This window comes from Uliginosibacterium sp. 31-12, assembly GCF_030548425.1.
In the GTDB taxonomy this organism is placed as follows: Bacteria; Pseudomonadota; Gammaproteobacteria; order Burkholderiales; family Rhodocyclaceae; genus Uliginosibacterium; species Uliginosibacterium aquaticum.
Map to the genome: position 1 here is coordinate 159,952 of NZ_JAUOOA010000007.1, position 17,362 is coordinate 177,313.

Sequence of the window (17,362 nt, forward strand, 5' to 3'; positions counted from 1 at the left end):
CGGAGCTAAGCGACAACCCGCCACACAGCGGTACGAACGGCTCATGCTGGGTTGCTTCGCAAACACCCTCTACTTGCGTACGTATCGATAACGAGTCAAGTCGCACAGGAACGTAGTCAAAATCGAGAGGTGGAAATGGCGCCGTACACTTTTTTCGTTGAATACGATGGCGGTATCTATCTTTCACAGATTGAAGCTGCCAACAAGTACTCTGCATACCTGCTCTGGTGCAGAACCGCTGTTGTGAGGGACCGCATCGCTGGAAAGAAGGCTGAAGAGCTTGCTGCTAAAGCCGAACTGTTTCCTGCTGAGGATCTTATTGGGATTCGCTCCTTGGTTAACGCCTGGACCTTCAGTCTTCTGTTCAGGGGGAAATTAGTGCACGGGTCAATAGTCAGCACTCGTGCTGGGAAATCTGGGTAACCAGTGCTCGGTGAACCCACGCGTTGATGTTTGATTGGTTCATCGCGTGATCTCGTTGTGCCCACCCTACAAAACTGAAACACATTTTACGTAGAGCCGTAAGCGGCAGGCATGCAATCCTGCGATGAAGAAAGGAATCAAGATGCTTAACCGTGCAATGCTTCTTATCACCTTATTAGTGCTTGTAGGTTGCGGTACGATTCCAGCGCATGTTCAAGCAGGGAGAACAGCGGAAGTCCGATCAGGTGACAAAACAATTTTTTATATGCAGATATCCAAAGAGGGCCGTACCCATGAAGAACTCAGGCAGGAGTGTAGAGGTGTGGCGAATGTGTCGCGCTTCACTCCTGGCATGAACATTGTGTGCACCGACGCCGACGTCTCTGCCACTAGCCCATGGTTTTTCGTTTCCAAAGAAGCAAAAGCAGACCCGGCAACTACCCGGTGGATGTTCGCATCGGAACAGGGGTGCCTGGCCGTGTTCGCCAAAGTTGTTGAGCAGGGTGAGCGCATACAGAGTCTGTGCCAGTTGCCTTAGCTCGAGGCGACTCAGTCGCGCTGACCAATCTTTTGTTTGGGCGTGATCCACCGCCCCCGCGTGGGTTACGCCTTCGGCTAACCCACCCCACAAACCGCGCCGCTTCTGCGGGTTTTCTTGCGAGCGGAAGCAAGTAGCCCGGATGAAACAGAGTGGAATCCGGGGTTTTTCTATGTGAGGCTGAATCCCGGATTCCGCTGTGCTGCATCCGGGCTACCTGTACTTTGACCGTCGGCGCTTAGAATCTGTCCGGCGCATCGGTGCACAGCGAGCACTTCTCCATGAATCAACTTACCCAACTCCATGCCGACATCGACCGCCGCGTCGATTTTATTCGCGCTGAAACCCCCGATTGGCTCTGCGGAAAGGGATGTGCGAACTGCTGTCGCAAGCTGTCGGACGTGCCTTTGCTGACGGCTGCCGAATGGCGCTTGCTGCAGAAGGGGCTGGCCGCTTTGCCGGCGGAGCGTCTGGCGCAGGTAAGCGAGGCGATGTCCCGTTTGGTGAGCCAGCCCGCGCGGCCGGTGGTGTGTCCGATGCTGGATCAGGTGAGCAATGCTTGCCCGGTGTATGCGCAGCGCCCGGTGGCGTGTCGCACTTATGGCTTTTATGTGCAGCGTGAGCTGGGCCTGTATTGCGGCGATATCGAGGCGCAGGTGGCGGAAGGCAAGCTGGCGGAGGTGGTGTGGGGCAATCACGATGTGATTGATCGTGAGTTGGCCGCGCTGGGCGAAGTACGCGCGCTGACCGAATGGTTTGCCCGCTGGCAGAAGGAGCAGGCATGAAATCGAAAAGTGGCATCGGCGGGCTGGTGTATTCGACCGAGCATGGTCGTACCTGTCCCGATTGTCGTCAGCCGGTGGTGGCCTGCGCCTGCAAGCAGGCGGTGGTGCCGGCGGGCGATGGCATCGTGCGGGTGTCGCGCGACACCAAGAGCCGGGGCGGCAAGTGCGTGACGGTGATCAAGGGCGTGTTGCTGGAGGCTGCGGCACTCGCCGCGCTGGGCAAGAAGCTGAAGGCGGCCTGCGGCACGGGTGGCACGACCAAGGATGGGGTGATCGAGATTCAGGGCGATCACTGCGAGCTGGTGATGGCACGTCTGAAGGCCGAAGGTTTTACGGTGAAACGTGCGGGCGGCTGAAGTCGCAAATCTTGCCCTGGGAAAAAGCCCGCCCGGCTTGCGCCGGACGGGCTTTTGTCTTTCTGGCTTGAGGGCTGCCGATTACACGCCGTCGAGACGGATCTGCACGCCGGTGGCCGTGTAGGTGGTGGTGATCTTGCTGAAGCCAGCCACCGTGACGCTGCTGAACGTGCCGGCGAGCTTGCCGGCGCTGATCACGCTGAGGGTGTCGCCTGCCTTCGGGGTGTAGCCTGAGAAGCTCACGACGAGGCTGCCGCCGGCCAGGGTGGAGGTGCCACTGATGTTCAGCACGCCCTTGGCGGCACCGCTCATGACCAGTGCCAGCTCGCCGGCGGTCTGGGTGTAGGCGCCGGTGATGGCGAGCGCTGCCGGGGCGGCGCATTCGAGTTTGCCGCCCTTCACGAACACATCGCCCTTGCCGAAGGCGCTGGCGGAATCCGCCGCCAGGGTGCCGGCGCTGATCACTGTGCCGCCGCTGTAGCTGTTGCTGCCAGCCAGGCGCAGGCTGCCGCTGCCTAGCTTGGTGAGCTTGCCGGCGCCGGCGATGTTGTTGCGCCAGGAGTCCTTGGCATTGAAACCGCCGAGGCTGGCATCCATCGTCACGGCCACGTCGCCGTTGAAGGCGCCGTAACCATCCGCTGCGGCGAAGAGGTTGAGGCGGCCCCAGCCTTCTTCATCGTTGGCCAGCGGGTAGCCTGAGTCGATCTCGGTGGTCTTCAGCACCACGCGGCGCTGTGCGGCGCTGAGGTAGGGCAGACGGGTTTCGAGCAGGATCTCGGCGCCCTTCGGCACGGTGGCGGCCTTGCCATCGTTGGCGCTGATCTTGGGCAGACCATAGGTGAGCTTCTGGGTGAAGAGGCTCTTGTTCGTGGCGTAGTCGGAGAAACGGTCGTAGTTGACGCTGCTCTTGTCGGTGGTGACCGGGGTGCGGGCCTTTTCAAGCAGCGCGTTGAAATCGCTCGTGCCGGTCTGGGCCATCAGGTAGTCCTGCACCAGCTTGTAGGTGGCGGCCTTGTCCATACTGGTCTTGGTCAGACCGTAGGCCACCACGGCGGTGGCCTGCACGCGGCCGCCCATCACGTCCAGCGGCGAGTGCATGCCGGCGAGGATGCGGCTCTCGCCCATTTCCATGGCGCGGGTGATGAGTTCCTGGTAGCGCTGCGGGAAGAGGTAGGCCATCGGCAGCACATCGCGCCAGGCTTCGGCGGTGTGGCCCGAGGGGAAGCCGCCATCGGTGGTCGGCGTGGTGCTCTTGGCCGATTCAAGGGCCGGTACGACGCTGACGTCCGTGCTCCAGCGCCAGGGGCGGGCGTATTTGTAGAAACGCTTGGCGGGTTCGCCCGAGCCATCGGTGATGTTGCCGCTGTCGATGAAGCTGACAGCACTGCCGAGGGTCGAGGTGGTCGAGCCGAGGTTGTTCCCGCTGTCGGATACGGCGGTGACGGCGGTGTTCGGATCGACGGTAACGATGCTGCTGGTCTGGCCGGTGCCTGTGCGCCAGAGGCTGGTGAGCGGGCCCATGCCATCGGACACGGAAAAGCCCTTGCTGCGGCGGTCATCCATGTAGGCGGCAAGTGCCTGATCGCTTGTGCGGTTCTTGGTGGCGGTCTTCACGTAGTCGATATTGGCGGCATGCAGCGCGGCATTGACGACGCTGCCATCGGTGGAGTCGCCAGGGATGCCACTCCAGGTGGAGGCGGTTACGGCCGCGCAGCCATTGGCGGCGGCGAGGCTTACGCCGGCATCAACTTTCAGGCTGCTGGGCGTCCACAGGTCGAGGAAGCCTTTGAGCACACGCACGCCGGCATTGGTGTCGAGCGTGACCTGGCAGGGATTGTTGCGCTGGTTGCTGGCGCCGGTGTCGATATAAGCCTGCACGCCGCTGGGGGCGTCGGCGGTCTCAACGACACCGAGGCCGACCGGCTCCGCCGGGATGACGAGCGCTGCAGCACTGCTCGACGTGCTGGTGGCGGAGCTGCTGCTCGACGCGGCGACAGCGGACTCACTGCTGTTGCTGCCACCACCGCAGGCGACCAGACCCAGCGCGGTGAGCACCGCAAGGGTGGCGGCACTACGCCGGAATTCAAATGCTGATTGCATGTATGTTGCTCCCTGATGTTGTCTGCCCGGCGGGGCAGGAAAGCCGGCAATGATCAGGATGCTTTGTTACGGGAAGAATACGGTTGCGTACGTTTTATGTTGCAGTGAGATGACGACCATCGGCTTCATGGGCAGGCACTGCGAGCTTGGGCTTGGTGGGTACGACATGTCGCAGGGGTGTCATGCATTTGTCACGGCAAGGTCATTTTTGCTTGTGACAATCGCGGGCTTGTCTTGAACACGCACGGAGTGCATAACAATGAAAAAAAGTCTTGCGGGGGGAGTGGGTGCAAGTGGCCTGCTGGGCGTTTTTGTGCTGCTGGCCGCGTGCGGCGGCGGCAGTTCCGGGAGTGACACAACCATCGGTGCCGCCTCGAGCAGCAGCGTAAGCGTCAGCGCGAGTGCTGCCTCGCTGGCCAGCAGTTCTGCCGCCAGTGCTGGGGCGTCGTCCAGCCTCAGCAGTTCAGCGGCCAGCTCTTCAAGCCGGTCGTCCTCAAGCAGCAGCGTGGAGGCCACACCGATCAGCCTGAGTCTCGTCAAGATTGGTGGCTATACCCATAGTGGCGGTGCGTCGTCGGCAGAAATCACCGCCTTTGATCCGGCGAGCAAGCGTCTCTTCGTGATCAATGGCGCACTCGGCACGGTGGATGTGCTGAATCTGGCCGATCCGGCCAACCCGGTGCTGATCAGCTCGATCAGCACAGCCACCTTCGGCAGTGGCCTCGGTGGCGCCAACAGCGTGGCCGTGCGCGACGGTGTCGTGGCCCTGGCCATCGAAGCTTCGCCCAAGACCGGTAACGGCATCGTGGCCCTGGTGCGCGCCTCTGATCTCGTCACCCTCGGCACTGCCACGGTGGGGGCCTTGCCGGACATGCTTACCTATTCGCCGGATGGCAAGTATCTGCTGGTGGCCAATGAAGGTGAGCCGAACAGCTACGGTCAGGCCGATTCGGTGGATCCGGAAGGCTCTGTTAGCGTGATCACGCTTGGCGCGCTGGGCCCCACGGTCAGAAGTGTCAGCATGAGTGTGACGAGTGCCGGCTTCGCGGGCTTCAACAGCCAGGTCGACAGCCTGCGCACTGCCGGCGTGCGTATCTTTGGGCCAGGCGCCACGGTGGCTCAGGATCTGGAGCCGGAGTACATCACGGTGGCGGCGGACAGCAGCAAGGCATGGGTCACGCTGCAGGAGAACAACGCGATTGCCGAGCTGGATCTGGCCAGCAAAAGCATCACCGCGATCCGCTCGCTGGGCCTGAAGGATCACAGCATCGCCGGCTACGGCATGGACGTCAGTGATGAAGACGGCGGTACCAACACCAACTCCGGCGCGCCAGCCATCAAGATCCGCACCGTGCCGGTGAAAGGCATGTACATGCCGGATGCGATCGCCAGCTATGTGGTGGGCGGCACGACTTATCTGGTGACGGCCAATGAGGGCGACGCCCGCGAATACACCGGCTTTGCCGAAGAGGCGCGGGTGCGTGCGCATTGCACTGGCGGGCTGGATGCCAGCCTGTCGGCCGATTCCGCCAATGATGTGAAGGACAGCAACCTCGGTCGTCTCAAAGTTACTGCCAACTACAACGGCGGCAGCAGCGATACCGGCAAGAACGCCACGACCGGCGTGTGTACTGCACTGTATGCGTTCGGTGGCCGTTCCTTCTCGATCTGGAAGACCGATGCGACACGGGTCTTCGATTCCGGAGACGCCTTCGAGCAGAGGACCAGTACCCTGAGCGAGGCCAACTTCAACGCCAGTCACGACAACAATACCCAGGATTCGCGCAGCCCCGCCAAGGGCCCGGAACCGGAAGGCGTGGTGCTGGCCGCCATCGGCAGCAAGACCTTTGCCTTCATCGGCTTGGAGCGTATCGGAGGCGTGATGGTGTATGACATCAGCAGCCCGACTGCGCCGGTGTTCGTGACTTATCTGAATACGCGCAGTGGCACCAGCGGGGACAATGGTCCGGAAGGTTTGGCCTTCATCAAGGCATCCGACTCGCCCAATGCCAAGCCGCTGCTGGTTGTGGGCAATGAAGTGAGTGGCACGACGGCCATCTACCAGATCAATCTCAGCTACTGATCGCGTTTGCTTCAGGCAGGCCTCCCGGTGTTTGCCGGGAGGCCTTTTCCATTCTTGTGAGGCGGACTGGCGGAGCTTGCCCTGCCCGGCGACTTGGCCGAAGATGCTCGCGCACCGTCATAGAACGGATTCAAGGGAGAACGTCATGCGTGGAGTGATCGCCAGCCTGCTGCTGGCCATGCTGTTGGGGTGTGCCTCGGCGCCGCCGCCAGTGCCACCGCTGCGGGCAACGCCGGAGGCCGACCAGGCGGCCAAGCGTTTTCGGAGCAAGCCGGGGGTGGCCCGGGTCTATCTCTACCGCAATACGCGTTTTGGCGCTGACGCGCTGATGAGTCTGCGCATCGACAATGTCGACCTCGGCACCATGGGGGGCGCCTCCTTCATGCCGCTGGAATTGTCGCCGGGCTTTCACCAGCTGGAAGTGAATGGCACCTCGGTGTCGAAGCTGGAGCTGAACCTGCAGGGCGGACGCAACTATTTCATCCAGGTAAACAACGCAGTTACTCTCGAAATCGGCAAGATCGAGCTGATCGAGCGTCATGCCCTGGAAGCGCAATACGCCATCGAGAATGATTGCAGCATGGTTCAGCCACGCCAGTTCGCACTCGTGCCGTGAGCCACTGCCGGGCCGCCCCGGCGGCGGGGCTGAGGGTTAGCTTCGGGTCAGCAGCAGCCCGCACTCCAGGTGGTGAGTCCAGGGGAACTGGTCGAACACGGCAGCGGCGGCAATCCGGTGCGTAGTGGCGAGTTCGGCCACATTGGCGAGCAGGGTTTGCGGGTTGCAGCTGATGTAGAGGATATGCTCGAAACCACGGGCGAGCGCCAGCGTGGCTGGGTCGAGGCCGGCACGTGGCGGGTCGAGGAACAGGGTCGAGAAGCAGTAACTGTCCAGATCAACGTCCTTCAGGCGCGTGAAGGGGCGTACCCGGGCCAGCGCGTCACTGATTTCTTCGCTGGCCATACGCACCATGCTCACCGTCTCGATGCCATTGGCTTCGAGGTTGTAGTGTGCGGCGCGTACCGAGGATTTGCTCATCTCTGTGGCCAGCACGCGGCCGAAGTGCGGCGCCAGGGCTACGGTGAAATTACCGTTGCCACAGTAGAGCTCCAGCAGATCGCCGCCGAGTGTGGCGGCCTGCTCGCAGGCCCAGCCCAGCATCTGCTGGTTGATACCGGCATTCGGTTGAGAGAAGGAGCCTTCGACCTGCTGGTAGCGCAGGTGGCGGCCTTGTACCTGGAGCTCTTCGAGCAGCCAGTCGCGCTCCAGCACGATCTTCTGCTTGAGGCTACGGCCGATCACGAGAATGCCCAGTTCGCTGGCCAGCGCGCGCGCGGCCTCTTCCCAGGCTGCATCCAGTGCGCGGTGGTAGAGCAGGGTGACCAGCATTTCACCCGAGAGCGTGGCCAGGAAGTTCACCTGGAAGATTTTCCGGCGCAATTCGGGGCGTGCCAGCAAGGCAGCCTTCAGGCGCGGCATCAGTGTGCAGATCGATTCGGCCGCGACTGGGAAGGTTTCCATTAGTACCGGAGTCTTCGGTGCCGCCGGGTCGAACATCGCGTAGTGCAGATCCTCGCCTTCATGCCACATGCGGAACTCGGCGCGCTGGCGGTAGTGCAGCGGTGCGGAGCGGAACACGGCCGGCTCGGGGAGTGCGAAAGGCGCGAAATCGTCCTTGAATTGCGCGAGCTTGGGCGCAAGCTGGGCTTCGTAGGAGGCAGGGTCGTGACTGGGCTGGAGCATGGCTTTGGTGCGGCAGGTAAAACGGAAGGGCGCAAGGATAACGCGTCCGGCGGCCGTGCGTATTTTGTAGGCAGGGTTTTCCTGGGCGCGACAGGTGCTGGCCACAATGCGGGCTTGCCCGGTGCGGGGGCTGCTCGTGAGCGGGCGAGTTGGGGAGGGACGGAGTCCTTGTCGCCTGGATTTTTGCGCTGCCAAAGGGCGGCCGGGCAACCCTGCCCCTTGGGGGCGCGTCAGGAATCGGGCGGCAGGCGGCTGTGTATGCTTGAACGGAGTCAATGTGGAGTTTGGACAGGATGTTCGTTGAACCACTGGGGTTGCTAGGAGACGCGGATGTGGCCCTGGCACAGGCGCAAATCAGCGATCTGCTGGCTGCTGGCGCCCGCTCGCTGTTGATTCTTGCCGGTGAGGCCAGTGGGCTTGAGCAAGCTGCCTGGGATGAACTGCTGCAACGACAGGTGGTGCCGGTATTCGGGGGCATCTTCCCGCGCATCGTGTTTGGCGGGCGCGATCATGCGCGCGGTGTGTTGATCGTCGGTCTGCGTTGCGCGGCTGAGGTGTGCATCGTGGAAGGCTTGAATGACGAGCATCCGGGCTTTGCCCGTTACCACGCGCATTGCGCAAGTTTGCGCGAAGCCGGTAGCGTGATGCTGTGGGTGGATGCTCTGGCGCGTCACATCGATGTGCTGATCGAGGCCGCTTACGACATGGTGGGGGCCGGACCGGCCTTCATCGGTGGTGGTGCTGGCTCTCTGAGCCTGCGTCCGCAGCCTTGTCTGTTCTCCAATCGTGGCCTGTTGCAGGGCGCCGCGCTGATCGTCGGACTGGATGCGCGGGTTGCGGTGGGCGTGAAGCATGGCTGGGAGTCGGTCGCCGGCCCCTTTTTGGTCTCTACCGTGCGTGGCAATGAAATCCGGAATCTGGATTTCCGCCCCGCTCTGCATGTCTATCGTGACGAGATCGCCCGTCTCAGTGGCCTACAGCTCGACCGTGACAACTTCCCCGCTGTTGCGCGCAGTTTTCCGCTGGGGGTCGAACGCATGGATGGCTCCTTCCTGGTTCGTGAGCCGGTGCGTCTGGAAGGCGAGCGCCTGATCTGTATCGGTGACGTGCCGGAGCGCTCGACCCTGCATATCCTGCATGGCGTCGAGGAGGCACTGGTGCAGGCTTCGGGCCAGGCCTGCCGTGAGGCCATGCGCCGGTCGGGAAAAACGCCGGCGGGGGTGTTGCTGGTGGACTGCATCAGTCGCGCACTTTATCTTGACCATGCCCACGCCGCGCAGCTGCGCTTGCTCGAAAAGGTACTCGAGGAGGGCGGAAGTGCTGGCATTCCGGTGTTCGGGGTGCTGTCTCTCGGCGAGATCGCCAACCCTGGCGGTGGTTGCCTGGAGTTTCACAACAAGACCTTCATTCTGGGGCTGCTCCCCGATGCCTGTGCCTGAAGCGCCGCAATCGACAGTCTGGCTGCTCTCCCTGCAAGGCGAGCTGTCAATGCACATCGGAACTTCGCTCGACATGGGCGAGATGCTGCGCAGCTTTCTGGTGGCCACAACCCAGCGCTTGCAATTGCGTACCGCCCAGATATGGTGGCGTGCGGAGCAGGGGGAGCTGGAACAGCATGCCTACCCGGCTTGCAGCGTCGTTCAGTGGGCGCAGGATGCGCTACGTACTGCGCAGCTGGAAGGCTTCCTGCGGGATGTGGATCGCCATCGCGCGGTGCTGGGCACTGCCGGTCCGGGTCAGATCCAGGCCTTGCGGATTGGGGCCGCGGCAGCGCTGTATCTGGAGCAGAGCGAGATCGAGCTCAACCCGGCCGCCCTGGCTGTGCTCGAAACCCTGATGCCGCGCCTCGCGTTGGCTTGCCAGGCCTGCATAGACCACCGGCGCAGCCGTGCCTTGCTGGAACTGACTCGCTTGCAGAACCGTGAGCTCGACGCCGCCCGTGAGCGGGCCGAATCGGCCTGGCGCAGCAAGAGCGAATTCCTTGCCGCGATCAGCCACGAAATGCGCACTCCGCTCAACAGCATCCTTGGTTTTTCCGAACTGCTGCAGCTTGAGCTGCGTGACGGTGAAACGGCCGACTACGCAGCCAGCATTCATGCCGCCGGCCGTCACCTGCATGCCATGTTCAACGACCTGCTGGATCTGGCCAAACTCGATGCGCGCCGGTTGGTGCTGCATCCTGAAGATGTCGATCTGGCGCAGCTGTGCGCTGAAGTGTGGACGCCGCACTCGATTGCGGCGCAGCGCAAGGGCTTGCTTAGTGGTTTGTTTCTGGATCAGAAGCTGCCGGTCCGGATCGTGGTGGACCCGGTGCGCCTTCGGCAGGTGATCAACAACTTATTGGCCAATGCGCTGAAATTCACTCAGCGTGGCAAGGTCGAGATGCATGTGATGCCCAGCGACGGTCTGATCGCCTTTGCTGTGGTCGATACCGGGCCGGGCATTCAGCCGGAAGCTCGCGAGCGGGTGTTCGAGCGTTTCTGTCAGGCCGGTAGCGGCGAGGGTAATCGCAATGCTGAGGGCACCGGCCTTGGTCTGGCGATCTCGCGGGAGCTGGCTGAGCAGATGGGAGGCTTTATCAGCCTGGACTCAACGCTTGGGGTGGGGACGGTGTTCACACTGATGTTGCCGCCGGTTGATCCGGGATTGATGCGTGAAACCAGGTGATCAGAAGGGGCTGTGGCAGCACACCGCAAACAGACAACAAAAAAGCCGACCATATGGTCGGCTTTTTTGTTCCTGCACCGGAATTACTGAGCGGCCGAAGCGGCAGCAGCCGGAGCGGAAGCATCAGCAGCCGGAGCGGAAGCGTCAGCTGCCGGAGCGGAAGCTTCAACAACCGGAGCGGAAGCTTCAACAGCCGGAGCGGAGGCTTCAACGACGGGAGCGGCTTCTTCCTTCTTGCCACAGGCGGACAGGGCCAGAGCGAGCAGAGCAGCGACGAGGAGAGACTGTTTCATTATTCGGTTCCCTTGCGAAATGAGGTGGGCGACAAGCCAAATCTAGGATCGACCTGGCGGCCGACGCGCGGATTATAGCAACGGGCCGAACAAAAGGGGAATAGCTTTACACCAATCCAGGTTTATCCCATGCAGCTTGATCCGGCACAAGTCAGGCTTTGCCCCTAGACCTTTGGTGTTTAAGCCTGGAAGCGTAAGGCTTTGTTCCGCAATGCTTTGCGCTGCGTTTGTGGCACAAGCTGGAGCGGGCTGGGTACAATCGCCCCCTTTTCCGCAGCCGGGGTCGCCCATGCCGTCAGCCATCATCGAATCACTCGACCACGAAGGACGGGGTATCGCGCGCTGTGACGGCAAGGCCATCTTTATTGAGGGCGCCTTGCCCGGAGAGCGCGTCGAGTTCTCGAGCTATCGCGTCAAGCCAAAGTTCGAGCAGGCCACCATGCTCGCCTTGCACAAGGCCAGCGCTTTGCGCGTGACACCCAAGTGCGAGTTTTATGGCACCTGCGGTGGTTGCAGCATGCAGCATCTGGAGGCTTCTGCCCAGGTCGCAGTGAAACAGCGGGTGCTTGAGAATGCTTTCTGGCACCTGGGCCGAATTCGTCCGGATTTACTTTTGCCCGCTATTCAGGGTCCGGCCTGGGGCTACCGGTATCGTGCGCGCCTGAGTGTTTTCAAGCGCCCCAGCGATGGGCGCGTGCTGGTTGGCTTCCATGAGAAGAAAAGCAGCTTCATTGCCGACATGCACAGTTGCGAGGTGTTGCCGCCTGCGCTCTCCGCCTTGTTGATGCCGCTGCGGGAGCTGATTGGTGCTTTGTCGGTGGCTGATCGTATTCCGCAGATCGAAGTCGCGGTTGGTGAGGAGCAGACTGTGCTGCTACTGCGCAATCTGCTGCCGTTCACGGCTGCAGACGAAGCCTGCATTGTGGCTTTCGGAGCGCAGCATGGCGTGGCCATGTGGCAGCAGCCGGGCGGCCCGGATACGGCCAGGCCGTTGCAGGCGGGGGCTCAGTCCTGGTTGAGCTACTCGCTGCCGGAGTTCGGCGTAAGCCTGCGCTTTCAGCCGAACGACTTTACCCAGGTGAATGTGGACATCAACCGCATCTTGATGCGCAAGGCGATGGCTTTGCTGGATCCGCAGCCGGGCGAGCGGATCGCGGATTTGTTCTGTGGCCTGGGCAACTTCAGCTTGCCGATCGCGGCGCGCGGCGCTTCTGTGATCGGGGTCGAAGGCAGCGTAGCGATGGTGCGCAGGGCGACTGAAAATGCCGAGCTGAATGGCTTGGCAGAGCGTTGTGATTTTCGCGCCGCCAATCTCTTCGAGGCCACGCCCAAGAGCATTGCGGCGCTTGGTAAGCTGGACAAGTTGCTGATCGATCCACCGCGTGAAGGTGCCATTGCCGTCTGCCAGGCGTTGGGCGAGCAGGCGCCGCGTCGCATCGTCTATGTGTCCTGCAATCCGGCAACCCTGGCACGCGACGCTGCCTTGTTGGTGGGCGAGAAAGGCTATCGCCTCATTTCGGCGGGTGTGGCCAACATGTTTCCGCAGACCTCGCACGTCGAATCGATTGCGCTTTTCGAGCGGAGTTGATGGTCGCAAGCAGACATGAAAAAGGCCCGCAACGCGGGCCTTTTTCATTTAGCTCGGGGTGGTGATCAGTCGCGATCGCCACCGAAGATGCCGAGAATCTGCAGCAAGCTGACGAAAATATTGTAGAGATCCAGATACACCGACAAGGTAGCGCTGATGTAGTTGGTCTCGCCGCCGCGGATGATGCGGTTCAGATCGAAGAGCAGCCAGGCCGAGAACAGACCGCAGGTGATCACCGTCAGTGCCAGATGCAGAGCCGGCAGTTGGAAGAACAGGTTGGCGATGCCTGCTACCAGCAGGAGCAGGGTGCCAATGAACAGGAACTGGCCCATGCCTGAGAGATCGCGTTTGATCGAAGAAGCCAGCGCCGACATGCCGAAGAAAATCACCGAGGTGCCGCCTGCGGCGAGGGCGATCAGGGTGCCGCCGTTCGAGAAGCGCAGGGTGCGTTCGAGGGTAACGGACAGCATCAGGCCCATCACGAAGGTGAAGGCCAGCAGCAGGCCGACGCCAGTGCTGCTGTTGCGTGTGCGCTGGATGGCGAACATCAGCCCGATCATCACGCCCAGCATCAGCAATGGGCCCATGATCGGGCTGCCGGCGAACAGGGACGAGAAGTGGAATTGCATGCCCAGCCAGGCGCCGGCTGCCGTGGGCAGCATGCTCAGGGCGAGCAGGTTATAGGTGTTGCGCAGGACCTTGTTACGGCTTTGGGCCAGATCCAGCGAGCCGGTGTTGAGGGTGCGATCCATTATTACGATCTCCAGGATGGTCGGGGTGACGCGGATTGTGGCGTCAGGAGGTTGACTGCGCAAGCAGTCAGCAAGTTCCCCTCCTTTCCCGGTGGGAGCAAGAGGGCGGGACATGGGATGACTTGTGTCTTTTTGTAGAGTCGTTCTCTAATCCTAAAGTAATACCGCCATGCATGGTGTCGCTGTCTTGCGGCGGGTCTGCTTCTTGCATAGCATCGGGAGACAAGGTGTTGTTTTCCGGAGTGAGGTGGTACGTGGCAGGTTTCGTTTTTGATTTCGATTTTGACCATTGGCGGGAGCTTGCTGAAAAGGATCCGGCTGCATTCTTTGCTGCACGCAAGGCCTTGCTGGAGCGCTTCATCCAGTCCGCGCCGAGCCGTATGGATGCGGATTTGCGGAGTCTGCAGGAGATGGTGGACCTGTCGCGAGCCGAGGCGGGTACGCCGGATATCGCTGTGGGGCGCCTGATGGGGATGCTGGGCGATCATTTAGGGGCGTTGGCCGGACATATGCGGCAACTGCGCGATCAATCAGACCAGCTTGCGGCCCTTATCCCCGAGCGCGACTAGGCCTGTTGCAAGGCGCCGGGCGCGAGTCCGGTATCATTCGGGCTTGATCGCTTCCGTTTGCTCCTATCGCGCCATGAATTATCCCAGTCTCGAAGATTACGTCGGACGCACCCCGCTGGTGCGCCTCAAGCGCTTGCCCGGTGCCGAGGCTGAACGCCTCGGAAATGTCGTGCTGGCCAAGCTGGAGGGGAATAACCCAGCCGGTTCGGTGAAGGATCGCCCTGCGCTGTCGATGATCCTGCATGCCGAGATGCGTGGCGAAATCCACCCCGGCGATACCCTGATTGAAGCTACCAGTGGCAATACCGGCATTGCGCTGGCGATGGCGGCTGCGATGCGTGGCTATCGCATGATTCTGGTGATGCCCGAGAACCAGAGCGTGGAACGTCGTCAGACCATGAAGGCCTTTGGCGCCGAACTGGTGCTCACGCCCCGCGAAGGCGGGATGGAACTGGCGCGTGACATGGCCAATCGCATGCGCGACGAAGGGCGTGGCGTGGTGCTCGACCAATTCGCCAATTCGGACAATCCGCTTGCCCACTATGAAGGCACCGGCCCCGAGATCTGGGAGCAGACAGCGGGACGCATCACCCACTTCGTCAGTAGCATGGGCACGACCGGCACCATCATGGGTGTGGCGCGCTTTCTGAAGGAAAAGAACCCGGCTATTCAGATCATTGGTTGCCAGCCTGAGGAAGGTTCGCAGATTCCTGGAATCCGCAAATGGCCCGAGGCTTATCTGCCGAAAATCTATGAATCCAGCCGTGTCGATCGTATCGAATACGTGGCCCAGGCCGCTGCCGAAGACATGACCCGCCGCCTGGCTTGCGAAGAAGGTATTTTTGCAGGCATCTCCTCGGGTGGTGCGATGAGCGTGGCGCGCAATCTGGCGCAGGAGCTCAGCAATGCAGTGATCGTTTCGATCGTGTGCGACCGCGGTGATCGCTACCTCTCCACCGGCGTCTTCCCGGCCTGATGGCTCAGACTGACATGTTGGCCATTGCCCTTGATTTCCTGCCGGACGTGGCCGGGCTGCGTCTACTCAATCGCCTGCCGGCCGAGCTTTCGGATGTGGAAGTGGCTGAGTACGCCTTCCAGCGTCGCCGTGCGGCCCGTGGCAGCGACAGCCTGCCGCCGCATTTGCTACGCCTGAGCGGGTTTGCCTTGTTCGGCGTGCAGGATGGGCAGTTCCGGTTGTGTTCTCAGGCTTCCGTGGATGAGGCTGGCTTGCTTGGTGCATTCCTGGATACCTGTGCGGCGGCGCCGGCTCTGGCGTGCTGGAGTGAACTCGAGGCGAGGCTGGACGCGCTACGTCTGCGCGCGCTGCAGGCTGGGGTTGGGCGTGATGGTGCATGGCCGCGACTGAATGCTTGTGTGCCATTGGCTACCGAGTTGTGTCGTGCGGAAGCGCCGCCTCCTCTGGCTGAAGTGGCCCGTCTGGCAGGCTTGCCGCTGATGCGTGCGGCAGATGAGGAGTGGCAGTGGCAGCGTGTGCTGGCGGGCGACTGGCTGGCACTGCAGGGACAGATTGAATTGCGTGCGCTGGTGGCCTGGCTGCTGCAGCGTCGTCAGCAGAGCCTGAGCGGCCTGATCGGCCAGGCTGACCGCGAGGCTGATGAGGCCAGGCTGCGCGAGTGGCTGCAGGTGCAGCCTGCGCTACACCTGCAAAGCTTTGCGATGACCTGGGGTCAGTCCACTCGCCGGTAAAGCGCGAACTGCTCGGCCAGGCGGCCGCGCCCGCGGCGCAGATCCCATGCTGATTCCCAGCCCTTGCCGGGTTCCGGCAGGGCGTTTCGCCCCGTGGCGTAAGCGAGGCGTAGCGGGCAGTTGGCGCCGCGAGCGGCGATCTTGATGTGGGCAAAATAATGCAGGGCTGCCCGTTGTGAGTCGCCAAGGTCGATGCCCGCCACACAAGCTGCTTCGGGCTGGCTGGCAATCACGGCGGCAATCTCGGCCGCAGTGCTGCGATAGCTCTTGTCGTGATCAATCCAGGACATCAGCAGGGTGGCGGCAAGCCCCCAGGCGAGGGTGACCCCGAGAGCCCAGTGCACCGCGCCGCGCAACTGGAAGAAGGGCAGGCGCAGGTTTGCAATCACCCAGGCGACCGATAGTGTGATCGCCACCAAGAGCTGCAGGGCGTTCCATTGCGGCTCGAAGCCGGGTACCAGACGCAGGAGGTTGCGGGCGAGCGGTGCTGGCCAACCAAAGTTCATGGCCGACCAGGCCAGCCACAGGCTCAGACCGAGCAGGGTGAAAGTCATTACACCAAACCAGTCAAAGGCGTTTGCCGCTCCGCGCCGCAGGCGGCACAGCTCGCCCGACGCCATCAGAATCAGGGCGGGCATCAAGGGCAACAGGTTGGCTGGGCGCATGCCACCGGTGCTGGCAACCAGCGCAAGGGCCAGCAGGGCGGATGCCAGCGGCAGGGAGTGGCCGAAGTCGCGCAGCTTGCCGCGCCGATGCCAGAGTGACCAGATCACCACCGGCCACAACGGCCAGGTGAACCAGCCGATCAGATTGGCGAAATCCTTGCCGCGCTGCAGATGTCCCGCGTGCGGCAGGATCGCCGCCAGCTCATGCGCCCACCAGGCGTGCAGGAAGTCGGGTTGCCAGACGGCCAGGGCCAGTGGCCACAGCGAGACCAAGAGAACCAGTGGCCACAGCGCATGGCGGTAGGCCAGCAGGAAGCTGCGGGTGCGGTACTCGCTCGAACAGACCGGGTTCAGCAGCCACAAGGGCAGGCACAGGAAAAGCCCCGGCAGGCCACCGGCAAGGAAGGCCGCGCCGCTTGCCGTGCCTGTGAGCAGGGCGCCCCGTGTGGGAGCGCTGCGCATCAGCGTCAGGCCTTGCAGGCAGGCCGCCAGAGTGGCGGTGAGAACGATCTGTGGCTGCATTTCATGAGCGTGGATCAGCAGCCCCAGAGAGCCCAGCATCAGCATGGCGGCAGCCGAGGCAGCCTCCCGTCCGTAGAGTTCGCGGGCGGCGTAGCGCAGGCAGTAAATCAGCAGGGTCAGGGCGGCGACATTGCCCAGTCGGATGGCGTCATGCAGTGGCAGTAGCCAGCCGAGCAGCTTGCCGGTCAAGGCGCCAAGCCAGTAAGTGAGCGGCGGCCAATCGTAAAAAGGGTGGCCGGCGATCTGCGGAGTGAGCCAGTGGCCTTCGCTGAGCATGCTGAACACCACCCCGATGTGCAGGGCGTCGTCGCCGCGCCAGGGAACGTGACCAATGTTGCCGGGCAGGGCGTAGGCGATGAAGACCAGGATCAGGGCCCAGTTGGGCACGTGGATCGCAGGTTTGCGGCTCGGAAACTCGGTGAACGAGGAGTTCTGCATGTGCGCCATGAGTTAATGCGGGGAAATAGCACAGGATTGTAAGACGTCCACTCTTCAAATCCTGCCCTGTCAGCGTAAGGACAGGAAAAACAAAAGGCAGCCCGTGGGCTGCCTTTCCTTGCTGGATCCCGCAGG

Annotated in this window: 17 protein-coding genes; 12 read left to right on the forward strand and 5 right to left on the reverse strand. The window is 62.2% G+C overall.

Annotated features, from left to right (window positions below; genetic code table 11):
* Positions 1 to 135: 135 nt before the first annotated feature.
* From Q3Y64_RS14280 to Q3Y64_RS14295, 4 genes are all read left to right on the forward strand, one after another.
* Positions 136 to 423: a hypothetical protein gene (locus Q3Y64_RS14280; protein ID WP_303562821.1), complete on the forward strand. Its 288-nt coding sequence runs from the start codon at positions 136 to 138 to the stop codon at positions 421 to 423.
* A gap of 124 nt (positions 424 to 547) precedes the next feature.
* Entirely contained in the window at positions 548 to 961 is a 414-nt protein-coding gene (locus tag Q3Y64_RS14285) for a hypothetical protein (protein ID WP_303562823.1), read from the forward strand.
* A gap of 281 nt (positions 962 to 1,242) precedes the next feature.
* The gene (locus tag Q3Y64_RS14290) at positions 1,243 to 1,746 is read left to right on the forward strand and encodes a YkgJ family cysteine cluster protein (protein WP_303562825.1); all 504 of its coding nucleotides are present in this window, start codon (positions 1,243 to 1,245) and stop codon (positions 1,744 to 1,746) included.
* On the forward strand, positions 1,725 to 2,102 hold the full coding sequence (locus tag Q3Y64_RS14295) for a translation initiation factor Sui1 (protein ID WP_368506658.1): 378 nt from the start codon (positions 1,725 to 1,727) through the stop codon (positions 2,100 to 2,102). Before Q3Y64_RS14290 ends, Q3Y64_RS14295 begins: the two co-directional genes overlap by 22 nt.
* A gap of 81 nt (positions 2,103 to 2,183) precedes the next feature.
* On the opposite strand, the gene Q3Y64_RS14300 is transcribed toward Q3Y64_RS14295, so the two are convergent.
* On the reverse strand, positions 2,184 to 4,202 hold the full coding sequence (locus Q3Y64_RS14300) for a phosphatase PAP2 family protein (protein WP_303562830.1): 2,019 nt from the start codon (positions 4,200 to 4,202) through the stop codon (positions 2,184 to 2,186).
* A gap of 259 nt (positions 4,203 to 4,461) precedes the next feature.
* On the opposite strand from Q3Y64_RS14300, the gene Q3Y64_RS14305 reads away from it, so the two are divergent.
* Both Q3Y64_RS14305 and Q3Y64_RS14310 read left to right on the forward strand, forming a co-directional pair.
* Positions 4,462 to 6,285, forward strand: coding sequence for a choice-of-anchor I family protein (locus Q3Y64_RS14305; RefSeq protein WP_303562832.1), 1,824 nt, complete (start codon positions 4,462 to 4,464; stop codon positions 6,283 to 6,285).
* Positions 6,286 to 6,430: 145 nt separating this feature from the next.
* Complete coding sequence (locus tag Q3Y64_RS14310) at positions 6,431 to 6,901, forward strand: DUF2846 domain-containing protein (protein WP_303562834.1); 471 nt, start codon at positions 6,431 to 6,433, stop codon at positions 6,899 to 6,901.
* Between the two features lie 36 nt (positions 6,902 to 6,937).
* On the opposite strand, the gene trmA is transcribed toward Q3Y64_RS14310, so the two are convergent.
* Positions 6,938 to 8,026 (reverse strand): tRNA (uridine(54)-C5)-methyltransferase TrmA, encoded by a 1,089-nt coding sequence (gene trmA / locus Q3Y64_RS14315; RefSeq protein WP_303562836.1) that lies wholly within the window; start codon positions 8,024 to 8,026, stop codon positions 6,938 to 6,940.
* 293 nt (positions 8,027 to 8,319) lie between these two features.
* On the opposite strand from trmA, the gene Q3Y64_RS14320 reads away from it, so the two are divergent.
* Positions 8,320 to 9,465: an FIST signal transduction protein gene (locus Q3Y64_RS14320; protein WP_158239293.1), complete on the forward strand. Its 1,146-nt coding sequence runs from the start codon at positions 8,320 to 8,322 to the stop codon at positions 9,463 to 9,465.
* Positions 9,466 to 9,514: 49 nt separating this feature from the next.
* Positions 9,515 to 10,693, forward strand: coding sequence for a HAMP domain-containing sensor histidine kinase (locus tag Q3Y64_RS14325; RefSeq protein WP_303562839.1), 1,179 nt, complete (start codon positions 9,515 to 9,517; stop codon positions 10,691 to 10,693).
* 83 nt (positions 10,694 to 10,776) lie between these two features.
* Here the strand turns inward: Q3Y64_RS14325 and Q3Y64_RS14330 are convergent, their stop codons facing one another.
* On the reverse strand, positions 10,777 to 10,986 hold the full coding sequence (locus tag Q3Y64_RS14330; protein ID WP_101944450.1) for a hypothetical protein: 210 nt from the start codon (positions 10,984 to 10,986) through the stop codon (positions 10,777 to 10,779).
* Positions 10,987 to 11,275: 289 nt separating this feature from the next.
* On the opposite strand from Q3Y64_RS14330, the gene rlmD reads away from it, so the two are divergent.
* Positions 11,276 to 12,574, forward strand: a complete 1,299-nt coding sequence (rlmD, locus tag Q3Y64_RS14335) for a 23S rRNA (uracil(1939)-C(5))-methyltransferase RlmD (RefSeq protein ID WP_101944451.1) — start codon at positions 11,276 to 11,278, stop codon at positions 12,572 to 12,574.
* A 65-nt stretch (positions 12,575 to 12,639) separates the two neighbouring features.
* Here the strand turns inward: rlmD and Q3Y64_RS14340 are convergent, their stop codons facing one another.
* Positions 12,640 to 13,326: a Bax inhibitor-1/YccA family protein gene (locus tag Q3Y64_RS14340; RefSeq protein ID WP_303562843.1), complete on the reverse strand. Its 687-nt coding sequence runs from the start codon at positions 13,324 to 13,326 to the stop codon at positions 12,640 to 12,642.
* A gap of 230 nt (positions 13,327 to 13,556) precedes the next feature.
* Here Q3Y64_RS14340 and Q3Y64_RS14345 point away from each other — a divergent pair, with 230 nt between their 5' ends.
* The 3 genes from Q3Y64_RS14345 to Q3Y64_RS14355 all read left to right on the forward strand — a co-directional run bounded on the left by Q3Y64_RS14345 (position 13,557) and on the right by Q3Y64_RS14355 (position 15,602).
* Entirely contained in the window at positions 13,557 to 13,895 is a 339-nt protein-coding gene (locus Q3Y64_RS14345) for a DUF3135 domain-containing protein (RefSeq protein WP_303562845.1), read from the forward strand.
* Between the two features lie 73 nt (positions 13,896 to 13,968).
* Complete coding sequence (gene cysM / locus Q3Y64_RS14350; protein WP_303562847.1) at positions 13,969 to 14,871, forward strand: cysteine synthase CysM; 903 nt, start codon at positions 13,969 to 13,971, stop codon at positions 14,869 to 14,871.
* A 14-nt stretch (positions 14,872 to 14,885) separates the two neighbouring features.
* Positions 14,886 to 15,602, forward strand: coding sequence for a hypothetical protein (locus Q3Y64_RS14355; protein WP_303562849.1), 717 nt, complete (start codon positions 14,886 to 14,888; stop codon positions 15,600 to 15,602).
* Here the strand turns inward: Q3Y64_RS14355 and Q3Y64_RS14360 are convergent.
* Positions 15,584 to 17,236: a glycosyltransferase family 39 protein gene (locus Q3Y64_RS14360; protein WP_303562851.1), complete on the reverse strand. Its 1,653-nt coding sequence runs from the start codon at positions 17,234 to 17,236 to the stop codon at positions 15,584 to 15,586. The genes Q3Y64_RS14355 and Q3Y64_RS14360 overlap by 19 nt on opposite strands.
* Positions 17,237 to 17,362: the final 126 nt, after the last annotated feature.

Coding starts and splice junctions, on each gene's coding strand:
- Q3Y64_RS14280 (WP_303562821.1), top strand. CDS start 136: ATGGCGCCGTACACTTTTTTCGTTGAATACGATGGCGGTATCTATCTT.
- Q3Y64_RS14285 (WP_303562823.1), top strand. CDS start 548: ATGAAGAAAGGAATCAAGATGCTTAACCGTGCAATGCTTCTTATCACC.
- Q3Y64_RS14290 (WP_303562825.1), top strand. CDS start 1,243: ATGAATCAACTTACCCAACTCCATGCCGACATCGACCGCCGCGTCGAT.
- Q3Y64_RS14300 (WP_303562830.1), bottom strand. CDS start 4,202: ATGCAATCAGCATTTGAATTCCGGCGTAGTGCCGCCACCCTTGCGGTG.
- Q3Y64_RS14305 (WP_303562832.1), top strand. CDS start 4,462: ATGAAAAAAAGTCTTGCGGGGGGAGTGGGTGCAAGTGGCCTGCTGGGC.
- Q3Y64_RS14310 (WP_303562834.1), top strand. CDS start 6,431: ATGCGTGGAGTGATCGCCAGCCTGCTGCTGGCCATGCTGTTGGGGTGT.
- trmA (WP_303562836.1), bottom strand. CDS start 8,026: ATGCTCCAGCCCAGTCACGACCCTGCCTCCTACGAAGCCCAGCTTGCG.
- Q3Y64_RS14320 (WP_158239293.1), top strand. CDS start 8,320: ATGTTCGTTGAACCACTGGGGTTGCTAGGAGACGCGGATGTGGCCCTG.
- Q3Y64_RS14325 (WP_303562839.1), top strand. CDS start 9,515: ATGCACATCGGAACTTCGCTCGACATGGGCGAGATGCTGCGCAGCTTT.
- Q3Y64_RS14330 (WP_101944450.1), bottom strand. CDS start 10,986: ATGAAACAGTCTCTCCTCGTCGCTGCTCTGCTCGCTCTGGCCCTGTCC.
- rlmD (WP_101944451.1), top strand. CDS start 11,276: ATGCCGTCAGCCATCATCGAATCACTCGACCACGAAGGACGGGGTATC.
- Q3Y64_RS14340 (WP_303562843.1), bottom strand. CDS start 13,326: ATGGATCGCACCCTCAACACCGGCTCGCTGGATCTGGCCCAAAGCCGT.
- cysM (WP_303562847.1), top strand. CDS start 13,969: ATGAATTATCCCAGTCTCGAAGATTACGTCGGACGCACCCCGCTGGTG.
- Q3Y64_RS14355 (WP_303562849.1), top strand. CDS start 14,886: ATGTTGGCCATTGCCCTTGATTTCCTGCCGGACGTGGCCGGGCTGCGT.
- Q3Y64_RS14360 (WP_303562851.1), bottom strand. CDS start 17,236: ATGGCGCACATGCAGAACTCCTCGTTCACCGAGTTTCCGAGCCGCAAA.